Source organism: Polyangium sp. 6x1 (assembly GCF_029946515.1).
GTDB lineage: Bacteria > Myxococcota_A > Polyangia > Polyangiales > Polyangiaceae > Polyangium.
Window position 1 is genome coordinate 16461 of sequence record NZ_JARZHH010000026.1, and the last position, 15749, is coordinate 32209.

At 71.2% G+C, this 15749-nt stretch carries 10 protein-coding genes; 6 read left to right on the forward strand and 4 right to left on the reverse strand.

Translation table 11 applies throughout. The features are described 5' to 3' along the window. Positions 1-54: 54 nt before the first annotated feature. The 3 genes from QHF85_RS23765 to QHF85_RS23775 all read right to left on the reverse strand — a co-directional run bounded on the left by QHF85_RS23765 (position 55) and on the right by QHF85_RS23775 (position 4192). Positions 55-1914: an acyl-CoA dehydrogenase gene (locus tag QHF85_RS23765; RefSeq protein ID WP_281329572.1), complete on the reverse strand. Its 1860-nt coding sequence runs from the start codon at positions 1912-1914 to the stop codon at positions 55-57. A 206-nt stretch (positions 1915-2120) separates the two neighbouring features. Beyond that, entirely contained in the window at positions 2121-3527 is a 1407-nt protein-coding gene (locus QHF85_RS23770; RefSeq protein ID WP_281329573.1) for a HAMP domain-containing sensor histidine kinase, read from the reverse strand. Further along, positions 3524-4192 (reverse strand): response regulator transcription factor, encoded by a 669-nt coding sequence (locus QHF85_RS23775; RefSeq protein ID WP_281329574.1) that lies wholly within the window; start codon positions 4190-4192, stop codon positions 3524-3526. Before QHF85_RS23775 ends, QHF85_RS23770 begins: the two co-directional genes overlap by 4 nt. A gap of 220 nt (positions 4193-4412) precedes the next feature. Here QHF85_RS23775 and QHF85_RS23780 point away from each other — a divergent pair, with 220 nt between their 5' ends. The 3 genes from QHF85_RS23780 to QHF85_RS23790 are packed head-to-tail and all read left to right on the forward strand — an operon-like array spanning position 4413 to position 10003. Further along, complete coding sequence (locus QHF85_RS23780; RefSeq protein ID WP_281329575.1) at positions 4413-5732, forward strand: TolC family protein; 1320 nt, start codon at positions 4413-4415, stop codon at positions 5730-5732. After that, positions 5729-6871 (forward strand): efflux RND transporter periplasmic adaptor subunit, encoded by a 1143-nt coding sequence (locus tag QHF85_RS23785; protein WP_281329576.1) that lies wholly within the window; start codon positions 5729-5731, stop codon positions 6869-6871. The genes QHF85_RS23780 and QHF85_RS23785 overlap by 4 nt, the downstream gene beginning before the upstream one ends. Positions 6872-6874: 3 nt before the next feature. Beyond that, positions 6875-10003 carry a CusA/CzcA family heavy metal efflux RND transporter gene (locus tag QHF85_RS23790; protein WP_281329577.1) on the forward strand — a complete coding sequence of 1043 codons (3129 nt, stop codon included), beginning with the start codon at positions 6875-6877 and terminating at the stop codon, positions 10001-10003. Between the two features lie 20 nt (positions 10004-10023). Here QHF85_RS23790 and QHF85_RS23795 read toward each other — a convergent pair whose 3' ends face one another. Continuing rightward, entirely contained in the window at positions 10024-11643 is a 1620-nt protein-coding gene (locus QHF85_RS23795) for a RecQ family ATP-dependent DNA helicase (protein ID WP_281329578.1), read from the reverse strand. A gap of 141 nt (positions 11644-11784) precedes the next feature. Here QHF85_RS23795 and QHF85_RS23800 point away from each other — a divergent pair, with 141 nt between their 5' ends. The 3 genes from QHF85_RS23800 (at position 11785) to QHF85_RS23810 (ending at position 15682) form a co-directional block, all read left to right on the forward strand. Then, complete coding sequence (locus tag QHF85_RS23800; protein WP_281329579.1) at positions 11785-13251, forward strand: amidase; 1467 nt, start codon at positions 11785-11787, stop codon at positions 13249-13251. After that, entirely contained in the window at positions 13248-13922 is a 675-nt protein-coding gene (locus QHF85_RS23805) for a YqiA/YcfP family alpha/beta fold hydrolase (protein ID WP_281329580.1), read from the forward strand. Before QHF85_RS23800 ends, QHF85_RS23805 begins: the two co-directional genes overlap by 4 nt. Before the next feature lie 170 nt (positions 13923-14092). Next, positions 14093-15682, forward strand: a complete 1590-nt coding sequence (locus QHF85_RS23810) for a PAS domain-containing protein (protein ID WP_281329581.1) — start codon at positions 14093-14095, stop codon at positions 15680-15682. Positions 15683-15749: the final 67 nt, after the last annotated feature.

The following is a 15749-nucleotide window of genomic DNA, read 5'->3' on the forward strand; positions in this document are numbered from 1 at the left end:
CGGGGGCGTAGCTCGGGTTGTCCGGGCGTAGCCCCCGCGCACGGGGAACGACGATCAGAGCGTGGCGAACGCGTCGGTGGGGATGTCGAGCGGCGAGCGATCCTCGCGACCGAGGATCTCGGCGTGGGAGCGCACCTCGGGCAGGACGTGGCGCGCGTAGTAGGCGGCCGCGTGGCGCTTGCCCTCGTAGAAGGCGCGATCGCGCGCGGACGACTCGTCGTTCGGGAGCGAGGCGGCCTTCTCCGAGGCGAGCACGGCGCCTTCGAGCAAGAGCCAGCCCACGGCGACGATGCTCATCATCTCGAGGAAGCGATTCGCGGCGAGCGGCACCATCGCCATGCGGCCCGTCTGGAACCACGTGAGCATCCGCATCGCCGTGCCCGCGAGCGCCTCCTGCGCGGCGCCGAGCTCCGCGAGGTAGGGCCCGACCGTCGGGTGACCCTGGTTCTTTTGAACGAACGCGGCCACGTCGCCGAGGAACTCCTGCAGGTTCTGCCCGCCGCGCTGCGCGAGCTTGCGGCCCACGAGATCCATCGCCTGGATGTGGTTCGTCCCCTCGTAGATCGAGAAGATCTTCGCGTCGCGGCAGTACTGCTCGACGGGGTAGTCCTTGATGTACCCGGCGCCGCCGTAGGTCTGGATCGCCATCTCGCAGACGCGGAAGGCTTGATCCGAGCCGTACGCCTTCACGAGCGGCACGAGCAGATCGACCTGGCCCTGGTGGTACTGGGCCTTCTGATCGTCGGAGCCCTGGTGGACGTGCACCTGGTCCTGGTGCAGCGCGAGCTTCACGATGAGCGCGCGGATGCCCTCCACCTTCGCCTTCATCTCGAGCAGCATCCGCCGCACGTCCGCGTGCTCGACGATCGGCACGCGCGGCGCCGTCGGATCCTTCCAGTGGTCGATCGACGGGCCTTGCTTGCGGTCGCGCGCGTAGTCGAGCGCGTTGAGGAAGGCGCTCGACGCGACGGCCACGCCTTGCACGCCCACGGCGATGCGCGCGCCGTTCATCATCTTGAACATCTGGGCCATGCCGTGGTTCTCGACCTCGCCCACGAGCTCGCCGATACACCCGTCGTTCTCGCCGAAGTTGAGCACGCACGTCGCCGAGCCGTTGATGCCCATCTTGTGCTCGATGCTGCCGACGGCGACGTCGTTCGAGCCCTCGATCGTGCCGTCTTCCTTCACGCGGAGGCGTGGCACGATGAAGAGCGAAAGGCCCTTCGTGCCGGGCGGAGCGCCTTCCACGCGCGCGAGCACGAGGTGCACGATGTTGTCGGCCATGTCGTGATCGCCGCCGGAGATGAAGATCTTCGTCCCGCGGATCTGGTAGCGGCCGTCTTCGAGCTTCTTCGCCGTCGTGCGCGACGAGCCCACGTCCGAGCCCGCGTGCGGCTCCGTGAGGCACATCGTCCCGCCCCAGCTGCCGCCGTAGAGGGGCGGCAGGAAGAGCGACTTCTGCCGCGCCGTCCCGAAGAGCTGGATCACCTCGGCCGCGCCGTGCGCGAGGCCGGGGTACATGTTGAACGCCGTGTTCGCGCCCGAGAGCAGCTCCTCGACGAGCGCGTAGACCGCGTGCGGCGCGCCCTGGCCGCCCCATTCGGGGTTGACCGAGACGTTCTTCCAGCCCGCCTCGTAGAGCTTCGTCCACGCGGTCTTGAAGCCCTCGGGCGTGTAGACGCGTCCGCCTTCGAGGCGACACCCGGCGTGGTCACCCACCGCGTTCAGCGGCCCGAGCACGTCGCAGGCGAACTTGTACGTCTCGTCCAGCACCATCGAGATCTCTTCGACCCCCCAGGCCTCGAAGGGTGCGCGTCCGAGGATGTCGCCCAGACGGAATTGCTCGAAGAGCAAAAACTTCATCTCGCGGAGGTCGGCTCGATAGCGATTCTGGCTTGCTTGCGGGTTCGACACGGGGGCCTCCTCGGTGGCGCGCGCCGTCCGCCAATGAGCTTGGCAGGCGCGTGCAGCGAACGGTCGATCGGCTCGTGTCCGGGTAGCATGTCGATGCGTTGCGTCAATCTTGTTCGTGCACGAAACATCGTGCTGCGAAAAGATTTCCGGAAAGGGCCGTGTTGCGATCGTCCCGACATACCGCAGAAGCGGTCGAGCTCGTGCTGTCAGGCCTCGGCGTCGGAGAGCGCGGGGAGCGAAAGGACGAACCGCGCGCCGCCCTCATGGCTCCGATCGAGCCACACGTCGCCGCCGAGGTTTCGCGCGATGCCACGCGCGATGGCGAGGCCGAGACCGGCGCCGGGGCGGTCGTCGCCGCGGTCCCTCGTGCCGCGATAGAACGGCTCGAAGATGTGGGGCTCGTCCTCCTTCGCGACCCCGGGGCCGCGATCGATCACGGCGATCTCCACGGAGGCGTCGCGGCGCGTGGTCGTCGTGAGGACGGGCGCCTCCGCGGGGCCATGCGCGACCGCGTTGTCGACGAGGTTCCGGAGCGCGCGGACGATCTCGCTTCGATCCCCGCGGACGAGCAGCGGCGTGGCGCTCGTGTTCCCTGAGGCCTGTTCGAGCGAGACGCGCCGCGCTTCGGCAGGTCCGCGCGCAAGGCGGAGCGCCTCGGCGACGATGTCTCCGATGGCGACGACCTCGGCGCCCTGCGAGCGCGGAGCCTGCACGCGCGCGAGCGTGAGCAGATCCTCGGAGAGGCGCGAGAGGGCCTCGACGTCGACGAGCGCCTCCTCGATCGTGCGCTGGTAGCCGGCGGCGTCGCGGGGCCTGCGCAGCGCGAGCTGGAGCTCGCCCCGCAGCGTGGAGAGCGGGGAGCGGAGCTCGTGCGCCGCGTGCGAGACGAAGAGGCGCTGCGCGGCGACGAGCGCGCCGAGGTGCTCGATCATGTGGTCGAGATCGGCCGCGAGCGCGCGCGTCTCGGTGCTGCCGCGGGCGCTCTCGCCGACGCGCGCTTCGAGGTTGCCGCGCTCGACCTCGCGCGCCACGCGGGCGATCGCGTGCACGTCCACCGCGAGGCGACCGCCGAGCCAGCGGGAGAAGAGCGCGGTCGCGATGGTCGCCGAGAGGAACAGCACGCCGAGGGTGCGGTGCAGAAAGCTCGCGTCCTCGTCGACGGTCCGGCGCGAGGCGGCGTAGAGCAGCGCAGCGCCCCCGTCTCCGACAGGCACCGTGACGCCGCGGAGGGCCTTGCCGCTCACGTCGAGATCGACCGGCACGCCGTCCGTGGGCAAGCCAGTCGATGCTTCGAGGGTTTCGAAGGTCGGCACCTCGCTGCCGAAGTTCGTCGTCGCCGAGAGGAGCGCGCCGCGCTCGTCGTAGACCGCGATGTAGCGCTGGGTCGGGCGCAGGCTCTCGGGCACCTCGGCGACGCCGTCGAGCACCACGGGCCGGCCCGGGTTCTTCGCGTCCGCGATCTGCGCGAGCGCGTGCGCCTGCGCGACGAGGGCGAGGTCGAGGTCGCGTGTCTCGTCGCGGCGCACGAGGACGTAGACCGTGAGGAACGAGGTGAGCAGCGTCGCGGCGCTGACGACCGTGACGGCGAGGCTCAAGCGATTCTTGAGCTTCATGATCCGCTCGGCGAGAGGCGATAGCCGATCCCGCGCACCGTCTCGATGAGCGAGGCGCTCGGGCCGAGCTTCTCGCGGATGTTCTTCACGTGCACCTCGACCACGTTCGAGCCGGGATCGAAGCTCGTCTCCCAGACCTTCGCGAGCAGCTCGGTTCGCGGCACGACGCGGCCCGCCTCGCGCGCGAGATAGGCGACGAGCGCGAACTCGCGCGGCGTGAGATCGAGCCGGCGCCCGTCCACCGTGGCGCGGCGATCGGCGCGGTCGACGACGAGCGGGCCCACGCGGAGGACGGTGTCGACGAACGACGCGCGTCGGCCACGCGCCCGGACGCGCGCGAGCAGCTCGCCGAGATCGAAGGGTTTGGCCAGGTAGTCGTCGGCGCCAGCGTCGAGGCCGGCGATCCGCTCGGGGACCTCGGCGCGCGCCGTGAGCATGAGGATCGGCACCTGGCAGCCTCGCTGCCGTACGGTGCGACAAACCGAGAGGCCGTCCATTTCGGGGAGCATCCAGTCGAGGATCACGAGATCGTAGGAGAGCGCCTGGATCTGCTGGATCGCCGTGGCCCCGTCGGCGACCACGTCGACGGCGTAGCCCTCTTCGCTGAGCGCCCGAGACAAGAAGCTGGCGAGCTTCTTGTTGTCCTCCACGACGAGGATTTTCATCGAGGGACGAGCTTAGCCTGGAGCCGCGCGAGCGCCGTTCGCAGGCGCGCCGCGTTTCGCCTCGATCCCGCGGTTTTCCAGCGGCGACGCGAGCGCGCGTATGAAGACTTCTTCATCTGCGCTTCATCTTCCGCCTCGGGCGCACGAGGAGGCTGAAGGAATCTTCATCGGCCGTTCATGCTCGGCCGGGCCGAGGGCCTTAGACGGTACCTCGATGAGCATGGCCCATCGGAAAACATGGCTCTGCGCGGCGCTCACGTTCGCCGCGTGCTTGCCGTTCGCCTCCGCCGCGGGCGCCGCGAGCGCGCCGGAGAAGGGCGCGCTTCGTCCCAGCGCCGAGCTCGATCTCGGATCCCTCGAGGCGCTCGTGCGCGCTCGTGCGCGAGGCGTGGAGAGCGCTTCACTCGAGGTGGATCTGGCCGCGGCCGAGGTGAAGAAGGCCCGGACCTTGCCGAACCCCACGCTCGAAGCGAGCTGGGGGACGATCCCGATCGGACCGACGAACCCCGCGGGGCTCTCGTCGCCGATGACGCAGGTGCCGAACTACGGCGTCTCGCTCGCGTACACGTTCCCGATCGGCAAGCGCGGGCCGCTCGAGGATCGGGCGCGCGCGCTCGAACGCGCGGCGCGGGCGGGCCTCTCCGCGGACGTGCGCGGGCGGGCGCTCTCGCTCGCGCGGACGCTCGGCGTCCTGGCCGCCACGACGATGCGGCTCGAAGGCCTGCGGCGCATGGCCGACGAGGGGCGCAAGCAGGCCGAGCTCGGCGAGGCGCGCCTCGCGGCCGACTTCGCGTCGGGGCTCGACGTCGAGCGGCTCAAGATCGAGGCGAGCCGCCTGGAGCAGGACGTTCGATCGGCCGAGAGCGAGGTGAGCGCGGCGCTCGCCGCCTGCACGGCGACGCTCGGCGCGCCCTGCGAGCCCTTCGCGGACGCAGGCGCGGCGCGAGCGTTCCTCGCGCGCTGGATCGCACGCGCGGGCGCCGCCGGGCGCGTCGAGGACAGGCCCGACGTGCGCGCGCTCGCGGCGTACGGCGAGGCCGCGTCGGCGGAGGCGCGATGGGCGAAGGCGCAGGCGATCCCCGATCCCACGGTGCGCGTCGGCTACATGCGTGATCAGTTCGTCATCTCGGGCAACCAGCTGAACAGCCTCAACGTGAGCGTCAGCATCCCGCTGCCGATCTTCGATCATGGGCAGGCGGAGCTCGCGGCCGCGGAGGCGAAGCGCACGCGCGCCGCGGCCGAGCGGCAGAAGACCCTGGAGACGAGCCGCTCGCGGCTGCCCGTGCTCGAGCAGCAGCTCTCCACGCAGAAGAAGCGCCAGCGCTCGCTGTCGGAGGAGATCCTGCCGCGCGCGGAGGGGACGCTGACGGAGCTCGCGCGCGCGGCGGAAAAACGGCTCTTGCCGCTCACGGACGTGATCCAGGCCCGGCGCACGGTGAGCGAGCTCGTCGTCGCCGAGGCCCAGAGCTTCGCCGAGGCCTTCGATGCGGCGCTCGAGATCGCCGCCGAGCTTGGAAAGACGAACGAGGACCCACGATGAACCAATCTGCACGAAGCCCCCGACGAACCCTCTCCCTTTCGCTCGTGCTGCTCTGCGCGACGGGCGTCGCATGCCACGGCAGCCCGCAGGAGAAGGCGCGACCGCCGTTCTCGGCGGCCGAGGACGCCGTGAAGCTCGATCCGGCCGCGCCGGGGCCGATGAAGTTCGGGACCACGGAGGCCGCCGCGGGCGAGCCCTTGCCCCTGCCACCGGTGACGGCGCGCGTCTCCACGGTGGAGAGCATGACGGCGCCGAGCTTCGCGCCGCTCGCGGGGCGCGTGGTGACGGTCAACGTGCGGCTCGGCGATCGCGTCGCCGAGGGGGATCGGCTGATCGAGGTGCGCACCGCGGATCTGCCGACGCTCCAGCACGAGCGGCGCGCCGCGGAGCTCGCGATCAAGACGCGCAAGGCCGTCGTCGAGCGGATCGAGAAGCTCGTCGAGGCGCGCGCGGCGTCGCAGAACGAGCTGACGGTGGCGCAGAGCGAGCTCGACGAGGCGCGCCTCGCGGCGCAGGCGGCGGCCGAGAAGATCCGCAGCCTGTCGATCAAGACGGCCGGCGCCACGTCGTACTGGGTGCTCGCGAACCGGGCCGGGACCGTGGTGCAGCTCGATGCGACGCCGGGCAAGCAGGTCGGGCCGGACGGGGACAAACCCATCGCCACGGTGGCCGAGCTCGGCGAAGTGCTGGTGCTCGCCGACGTCGCGCAGCGGGACGCGGCCGCGCTCACGCCGGGCCGCACGGCCGAGATCCGCTTTCCGGACGGCGCGGAGGCCGGGATCAGCGGGACCATCGAGTCCGTGTCGGACGTGGTCGATCCAGACCGACAAACCGTGCCCGTGCGCGTGCGCGTGAAGAACGATCGAAAGGCGCTGCGGCCGAACGCCTTCGTGAGCGTGCTCTTCAAGCCGCCCGGCGAGGCGCAGATCGTGGGGGTCCCGGCGTCGGCGATCGTGAGCGACGGCGCGCGGTCGATCGTGTTCGTGGAGACCACGCCGGGCACGTTCCAGCGGCGCCAGGTGGAGGTCGGGCGTCAATCGAAGGAGCGCGCGGAGATCCTCTCCGGCGTTCGTCCCGGCGAGCGCGTGGTGAGCAGCGGCGCGCTCCTCTTGCTCAACGCGCTCGACGTCGAGGGGTGAGCCGTGTTCGAGAAAATCGTGGCCGCGGCGCTCCGTCATCGCGGCGCCGTCCTGCTCGTCACCTTGATCGTGGCCGCCTTCGGGGCCTGGGCGTTCACGGGGGTCACCATCGAGGCGTTCCCCGATCCGACCGACACCCAGGTCAACGTCATCACGCTCTACGCCGGGCAACCCGCGGAGGAGATGGAGCGTCAGGTCTCCGTCCCCATCGAGCGCGCCGTCAACGGCACGCCGGGGCTCGTGCGCGTTCGCGCGATCAACCTCTTCGGTTTGTCGTTCGTGACGCTCACGTTCGGCGACGGCGTCGACCCGATCTTCGCTCGCGCGCAAACGACGGAGCGGCTCCGCAACGCCGAGCTGCCCGAAGGCGTGCGCCCCGAGCTCGGCTCGCTCTCCACGCCGATCGGCGAGATCTACCGGTACACGCTGTCGTCGGAGAAGCGCGACCCGCTCGAGCTGCGCACGGTGCAGGACTGGGTGGTGCGCCCGCGCCTGCTCCGCGTGCAGGGCGTGGCCGACGTCGTGAGCTACGGCGGCCTCGTGCGTGAGATCCAGGTCCACCCGGATCCCGGGGCCATGGCGGCCAAGGGCGTCGGCATGAGCGAGCTCGTGCGTGCGCTCGAAGCCTCGTCGGAGAACGCGTCCGGCGGCATCGTGGAGCGCGGCGCCGAGGCGCTCGTGATCCGCAGCGAGGGCCTGTTCTCCGGCCCCACGGACATCGGCCGGATCGCGGTGACGACCCGCGGCGGCACGCCGATCTACCTCTCGGACCTCGCGAGCGTGCAGGAAGGGTGGACGCCGCGGCAGGGCATCGTGGGGCGCGCGGACGATCCGGACGCGGTCGAGGGCATCATCCTCATGCGGCGCGGGGAGAACCCGAGCGAGGTGCTCGCCGCGGTGCGCGCCAAGATCGACGAGCTGAACGGCAAGGTCCTGCCGCACGGCGTGAAGATCTGGACCTTCTACGATCGCACCGAGCTCGTGTCGAAGACGCTCGACACCGTGGCGAGGAACCTCGCCGAGGGCGCCGTGCTCGTCGTGCTCGTGCTCTTCGTGGTGCTGCTCGACCTGCGCGCGGCGCTCATCGTGGCGAGCGTGATCCCGATGTCCCTGCTCTCGGCCTTCATCTACCTGAAGGCGCGGGGCATGAGCGCGAACCTCATCTCCATGGGCGCCGTGGACTTCGGGATCATCGTCGACGGCGCGGTGGTGATCGTCGAGTCGATCGTGCATCGCATGTCGCACCACGCCCCCTCGGAGGCGCCTTCGAGCGCGCGGGAGCGCATCGAGCGGGCCGTCGGGGACGTGGTTCGTCCGACCGTGTTCTCGCTCCTGATCATCATCGCGGCGTACCTGCCGATCTTCCTCCTGCAACGCGTCGAGGGCCGGATCTTTGCGCCGCTCGCGCACACCGTGGTCGCGGCGCTCGTGGGCAGCCTGCTCTTCTCGATCACGCTCGTGCCCGTGCTGGCGACGTTTGCTTACCGCAAGCCGAGGCCGCATCGCGAGTCGCCCGTGCTGCGCTGGGCGGCGCGGCTTTACGTGCCGGCGCTGCGCGCGTCCTTGCGCCGTCCGCTCGCGGTCCTGCTCCTCGCGATGGCCTCGCTCGGCGCGAGCGGGGTTCTCCTCGCGCGACGCGGGAGCGAGTTCTTGCCCGAGCTCAACGAGGGGGCGCTCTACCTGACATTTACTTTGCCTTCCAACGTTTCCCTCAGCGAGGGGCGCAGGCTCGCGCCGATCGTCGCCAAGATCGTCGACGCGTTCCCGGAGGTCGAGGCGCGCGTGAGCCAGCTCGGCCGTCCCGAGGACGGCACCGATCCGACGATGTCGAACAACCTCGAGATGTTCGTGAAGCTCAAGCCCGCGACGGAGTGGGGGCCGGACGCGCCCACGCTCGGAGCCCTCATCGCCAAGATGCAGGCCTCGCTCTCGGTCGTCCCCGGGCTCGAGGTGAACTTCTCCCAGCCCATCCGCGACAACGTGAACGAGAACATCTCGGGTCAGTTCGGGCAGGTGGCGCTGAAGATCTACGGCGACGACATGCCCAGGCTCCAGGAGGCCGCCGAGAACGCGAAGCGCGCGCTCGCCGACGTGCCGGGCATCGCTGACCTCGGCATCGTCAAGAGCGGCGAGGTCCCGCAGGTCCGCATCCGGCCGAGCCGCGAGGCGCTCGGGCGCTACGGTTTGTCGATGGAGGACGTGCAGGGCTTCGTGTCCACCGCGCTCGGAGGGCGCGCCGTCGGCAAGCTCTGGGAGGGCGATCGATCCTTCGACGTCGTGATTCGTTTCCCCGAGGCTTCGCGGGATTCGCTCGAGCAGATCGAGAACCTGCGCGTGCCGACGTCCTCGGGCGCGCTCGTGCCCCTCTCGTCGCTCGGCGAGATCGCCGTGGATTACGGGCGCGCCTCGATCAACCGCGAGAACGGGCAGCGGTACATCGGCGTGCGCATGAACGTGCGCGGGCGGGATCTCGGGTCGTTCGTGGACGACGCGCGCAAGGCGGTGGAGGCGAAGGTGCCGCTCGAGAGCGGGATGAGCGTCGAGTGGGGAGGGGAGTTCGAATCGAAGGAGCGCGCGATGCACAGGCTCGCGCTCGTCCTGCCCTTGGCGCTCCTGATCACGCTGGGGCTCCTGTTCAACGCGTTCCGGTCGATGCCGCTCGCGGTCCTCGTGCTGCTTAACGTGCCGTTCGCGCTCGTGGGCGGGGCCGTCGCGCTCTGGGCCTTCGACATGCCGGTCTCGATCGCGGCGGCCGTCGGGTTCATCGCGCTCGTGGGGCAGGCCTCGCTGAACGGCGTGCTCGTGCTCTCGGCGATCGTCGAGCGCAGGGCCCAGGGCCTCGGCCTCGACGAGGCGGTGATGGAAGGGGCAAAGGATCGCCTCCGGGCGGTGCTGATGACGGCGGCGCTCGCGGCGCTCGGGCTCTTGCCGGCGGCCGTGTCGAAGGCGATGGGCGCGGAGACGCAGCGTCCGATCGCGGTCGTCATCGTGGGCGGCACCGTGTCGGCCGCGCTGCTCTCGCTCGTGGTCCTGCCCGTCATGTACAGGCTCGCCGTCGAGCTCTCCGATCGGGCGCGCCGCGCGCTCGCCCGGCTCCCGGCTCCCGTGGAGGCCTCCGGCGACGCCGAGTAGCCGAAGCCCGACGCGCGCGCTCACGCCTCGACGGCCTCCCCGCCGATCACCCGCAAAAAACCCTGTCCGTGCGCCGCGACCCGGCCCTTTCCCATGCCGCGGACGCCGAGCAGCTCCTCGGTCGAGGCCGGCCGTAGCATCGCCATCTCCACGAGCGCGCGGTTCGGCGCGACCACGTACGCGGGGACGCCGAGCGCGAGCGCGCGCGCCCGCCGGTAGCGGCGCAGCGCCTCGAAGAGCTCCGGAGGCACGCCCGCGGGCGCGGCGAGCTCGAGCCGTTTCGTGGGCGAGGTAGGCTCTCTCGGGGGTGCTTCTTTCGGCGGCGGCTCGGGTTCGTCCTCGAAGCGCGGCGGATCTCGCACCGTGTCGGGAGCCTCGGCCTCGACGCAGACGTCGCAGCGCCCGCAGCCGCCGTCGATCACGCGTGGATCGTCGCCGAAATGCCGGAGCAAGATCCGGTGGCGACAGCTCTTGCCGTCGATGTACCGCACGAGCTCCGCGAGGCGCCCGAGCGCGCGTGAGGCCTCCGCGCGCGTCGCGAGCGCGCCGTCGGGGCCGAGGCGGCAGAGCCTGCGCCGGAGCGCGAGGTCCTTCGGCGTCACGAGGAGCAGGCCGCGCGCGTCGAGGCCGTCGCGCCCCGCGCGTCCGACCTCCTGGTAGTACGCCTCCAGCGAGCCGGGCGCCTCCGCGTGCACGACGATCCGTACGTCGGGACGATCGACGCCCATGCCGAACGCGTTCGTCGCGACGAGCACGCGCGTCTCGCGGGCCGCGAACGCCGCGGAGATCCGCGCGCGTTCCGCAGCAGCCGTCCCTCCGTGGTAGGCGGGCGCGTCCCACCCGTCCTGGCGCAGCGCCGCCGCGAGGGCCTCGGCCGATTTGCGCGTCGCCGTGTACACGATGCCCGCGCCGGGCCCGGCGAGCGCCTCGGCGAGCGCGCGCCGCACCTCGGCGAGCACCTCGCGCGGGGCCCGCGCTCGCGCCACGCGGAGCGTGAGGTTCGGTCGGAAAAACCCCCGCAGCACGGTGACGACCTTCCGCGGATCCCAGCCGAGCCGCCGCACGATCTCCCCGCGCGCGGCCCGCGTCGCCGTCGCCGTGCAGGCGATCATGCGGGCCTTGCCGCGCTGGGCGAGGGTCTCGCCGATGCGCAGGTAATCGGGCCGGAAGTCGTGACCCCATTGCACGATGCAGTGCGCCTCGTCGATCGCCACGAGCGACGTGCCCGCCGCGGCGAGCGCCGCGCCGAGCCCCGCGTGCCCGAGCCGCTCGGGCGCCGCGTACACGAGCTTGAAGGCGCCCCGGCGCAGCGCGGCGAGGCGGCGGCCGTTCTCCTCGGGCGGGAGCGTCGACGCGAAATACGTCGCCGGGATCCCGCGCGCTTCGAGGCCGCGGACCTGATCCTCCATGAGCGCGACGAGCGGCGAGACGACGAGCGCCGTGCCGGGCAGCGCGAGCGCGGGGAGCTGGTAACACAGCGATTTGCCGCCCCCGGTGGGCGCGACGAGCAGCACGCGGCCCTCTTCGTGTTCGGCGAGGAGCGCGCCGATCGCCTCGCGCTGGAAGGGCCGGAGCTCCGCGAAGCCGAAGTGGGCCGCGAGCAGGGCGTCGAGATCGGGCTGGGGGGCTTTGGCGTTCACGAGCGCCGTCGCAAAGCGAGCGCTGTGCCGCCTCGAATTCCCCTGGTTTCGTGAGGGTTCGTCGGGAGAACCGCTCGCCGCGAGGGGGCGCCGCCATGGCGGACCCCTGGCGGACACCATCTGCTTTAGTATCCCGCCTCCATGTCGTTCGCCGGATCCGACGAGCTGCTCTCCGCCTCCGCCCAGAAGCACGCGTCGCTCGTGCGTGAAGGAAACCTCTCGCCGGTCGATCTCGTCGACCTCTACATCGCGCGCATCGAGGCGGAAAACCCCGCCCTCAACGCCGTCGTCGCCGATCGGTTCGAGCTCGCGCGGCGGGAGGCGAGGGACGCCGCGGACAAACTCGCGCGGAACCGCACGAGCGAGCCGCTCCCGCCGCTCTTCGGCGTCCCTTGCACGGTGAAAGAGGGCATCGCCGTCCTTGGCATGCCGCACACCGCGGGCGTCTTCGCCCGCAAGCACCTGCGCGCCGAACAGGACGCCCGCGTCGTGCGCCGCGTGCGTGAGGCCGGCGCGATCGTCCTCGGCGTGACGAACATGCCCGAGGGCGGCCTCTGGCTCGAGACCGACAACCGCGTCTACGGCCGCACGAACAACCCCTGGGATCTCTCGCGCATCCCCGGCGGATCGAGCGGCGGCGAGGCCGCGATCCTCGCGGCCGGCGCGTCTCCGTTCGGCATCGGCTCCGACATCGCAGGCTCGATCCGCATCCCCGCCGCGATGTGCGGCGTGTTCGGCCACAAGCCCACCGGCGGCCTCGTCTCGAACAAGGGCTACTGGCCCGACGTGCCCGGCGCGCTCGACACGTTCCTCTGCACGGGCCCCATGACCCGCCGCGCCGAGGACCTCTGGCCGCTGCTCGGCCTCATGGCCGAGCGGGATCTCGAAGGGGATCCGGGCCGCATCGACCTGCGTGGCGTCACCGTCTACCCGCTCGAATCGACCGGCGCCGCGCGCATCCGTCCGAGCAAGCGGCAGGCCGTGCGTCGCGCGGCGGCGGCGCTCGAAGCCCGCGGCGCGCGTATCGCCGAGCTTCGCACGCGAGGCCTCGAAAAGGCGCTCTTCATCTGGACCGCGATGATGGAGGAAGAGGCCGGCGCGCTGACGTACGGCGAGGTCCTCGGCAACGGCCGCCCGATCCGCATCGTGCGCGAGCTTCTCCGCGCGCCGTTCCCCTCGGCGCCGCACACGGTGCAGGCCCTCATCGTCGCGGGCGTCGAGGCGCTCCTGAAGAGCGTGCCCGCGCCGATCGCCACCTATTCGACCGCGGGCAAACGGCTGCGCGAGGAGCTCGAAGCCGAGCTCGGCCCGCGCGGCATCCTCCTGCATCCGACGTACACGCGCTCGGCGCCGCGCCACTGGGAGCCGCTCCTCACGCCCCTCGACTTCGTCTGCACGGCCCTCTTCAACGTGCTCGGTTTCCCCGTCACGCAGGTGCCCGCGGGCTTCGACGACAGCGGCTTGCCCCTCGGCGTGCAGGTCGTGGGCCGGCGCAACGCCGACGCGCTCACCATCGCCGTCGCGCGCGCCCTCGAAGAAGACCTCGGCGGCTGGACGAAGGCGCGCCGAAGGACGCGAGACGAGCGCCGCGCTACGATCTCGGCGTGACCACCGCGCGTTTCCTCTACCTGCACGGCTTCGCCTCCGGACCCCGCTCCAAGAAGGGCGTCGCCGTCGCCGAGCACTACGGCCGCCGCGGCATCGACGTCGAGTGCCTCGACCTGCGTTTGCCCTCGTTCGAGCACCTGCGCGTCTCCGCGATGATCGCGGAGGTTCGCCGTCGCATCGGCGGCGATCGAGATCGCGCCGTCCTCTTCGGTTCGAGCCTCGGCGGCCTCGTCGCGAGCCGCGTGGCCGAGATCGACGCGCGCGTCGCGTCCCTCGTGCTCCTCGCGCCCGCCTTCGATCTCTCGCGTCGATGGCGCGCGCGCCTCGGCGAAGAGGGCATGGCGCGCTGGGCCGAGACCGGCTTCCTCGAGGTCGACGACCTCACGACGGGCGGCAAGGCCCGCATCGATTACGGGTTTTTCCAGGACCTCGAAGCCGTGGACGGCAACGACGGCGCGCTCCCCGACGTGCGCGTCCCGACGCTCGTTCTTCACGGCACGCGCGACGATGTCGTCTCGATCGATCGCTCGCGCGATTTCGCCCACGGACGCCGCCACGTCGCGCTCCACGAGCTCGACGACGGACACGAGCTCGTCGCGTCGCTCCCTCGGATCATCTCCGCGTCGGAGTCCTTCCTCGCGCCGTTCCTCGGCTCGATCGCTCGCTCCTGAGTTGCCGCTTCTTCAATCCTCCATCATGCTTGACCTTCCTTGCCCGCGAGGGCGATCATCACCGCGCGCGGCGCACGCTGTGTCGCGGGGACCCCTTCCAACCATCGCGTGCGGCCAGCGGGGGCACGCGGCGAGCTCGTCGACGTCATGCACGTTCGCGCCATGGAGCCATGAACGACGGTCGCCTTTCGGATGCGGCGCTTGGCGTCTTCCCCGAACCGATCGCCATCGTCGATCGAGCCCTCCGGGTCCAGAAGGCCAACGCGGCCTGGACCACGACGTTCGCTGATTCCCCGCTCACCGAGCCTTCCCTCGCCGCCGCCCTCGCGAAGGTGCTTTCGGGCGAAACCACGCGCGCCGACGTCACGTTCGAGGCCCGCGCGTCACACCACGCCGTCACGATCGTGCCCGTGCCCGACGGCGACACGCTCGCCGCGCTCGTGCATGCGCGCGCCGTGCAACCCGCGCGCGAGCCCGCGCCCCGATCGAGGGACGACCGGCTCCCCGCGACGCTCCTGCGCCGCATCCTCGATCGCCTGCCCGTGACGGTCTCGCTCATCGACGCCGAGGGCCGCAGCGTTTTCTCCAACGAGACGCGCGCTCGCTTGCTCGGCGCCGCCGCCAAGCAGGAGCGCGAGAGCGGCACGCGCGCGCTCTTGATCGACCCGGCCGACGCCGACTTCGCGCGCGAGGTCGAGGCGCGTGTCCTCGCCACCGGCACCGAGGAGATCATCACCAGCGACGTGCCGACGGCGCTCGGCACGCGCTCGATGTTCTTTCACCTCGTCCCCGTCGACGGCGAGGGGCCCGAGGAGCGCCTCGTCCTCTGCGTGGGGCAGGACGTCACCGAGCAGCTCCGCGCCGAGCGGGATCTGCGCGAACAACAAGATTTCATCCGTCAGGTCATCGACAGCGATCCGAACCTGATCTTCGTGAAGGACGAGCGCGGCACGTTCCTGCTCGCGAACAAGGCCTTCGCCGACGTCTTCGGCAAGACGGCCGAGGAGATCGTCGGCCAGCACGAGCGCGCCCTGAGCGAGTATGCGGTGGCCGAGGGCTTCCTGAACGTCGACCAGCACGTCCTCGCCACGCTCGAAGAGCGCACGGTCGAGGAGGAGATCCACTGGCACACGGGGGAGCTGCGCTGGTACCAGACGACGAAGCGCCCGCTCGTCCGGCCGAGCGGCGAGGTGCACGTGCTCGGCTGCGCGGTCGACGTCACGACGCGCCTCGAGACCCAGCGCAAGCTCGAAGAGGCGGCGGGCGAGGTCGAGCGTCGCGCCGTCGAGGCGTTCCGGCAGGCCGAGGCCAAGGCCGCGCTCGTCGAGGAGCTCGACCAGAAGCTCGGCATCATCGAGACCCAGCACCAGGAGATCCTCACGCTCTCCGCCCCGCTGCTCGAAGTGGCCGAGGGCGTGCTCGCGGTCCCCATCGTCGGCGCGATGACCCAGACCCGCGCCGTGGAGATCATGCACCGCCTGCTCGAGGCCATCGTCGATCGGCAGGTCGCGAGCGTCGTCCTCGACCTCACGGGCCTCGAGACGATCGAGACCCACACGGCCGATCACCTGATGAGCATCGTGCGCGCCATTCGCCTGCTCGGCGCCGATGCGGTCATCAGCGGCATCCGCCCCGCCGTCGCCCAGACCATCGTCGAGCTCGGCATCGACCTCTCCGGCTTCGTCACGAAGCGGACCCTGCGCGCCGCGATTTTCTCGCGCGAGGTCGCCCGGAACGCGGCCCCGACGCGTCGTCGCTGACCCGCTCGGGGGCTTTGCCCCCAAACCCCCGATACTTCGTTGACGCCTCCGGACCCTTCCGATGTTC

Coding starts and splice junctions, on each gene's coding strand:
- QHF85_RS23785 (WP_281329576.1), top strand. CDS start 5,729: ATGAACCAATCTGCACGAAGCCCCCGACGAACCCTCTCCCTTTCGCTC.
- QHF85_RS23770 (WP_281329573.1), bottom strand. CDS start 3,527: ATGAAGCTCAAGAATCGCTTGAGCCTCGCCGTCACGGTCGTCAGCGCC.
- QHF85_RS23800 (WP_281329579.1), top strand. CDS start 11,785: ATGTCGTTCGCCGGATCCGACGAGCTGCTCTCCGCCTCCGCCCAGAAG.
- QHF85_RS23780 (WP_281329575.1), top strand. CDS start 4,413: ATGGCCCATCGGAAAACATGGCTCTGCGCGGCGCTCACGTTCGCCGCG.
- QHF85_RS23810 (WP_281329581.1), top strand. CDS start 14,093: ATGAACGACGGTCGCCTTTCGGATGCGGCGCTTGGCGTCTTCCCCGAA.
- QHF85_RS23775 (WP_281329574.1), bottom strand. CDS start 4,192: ATGAAAATCCTCGTCGTGGAGGACAACAAGAAGCTCGCCAGCTTCTTG.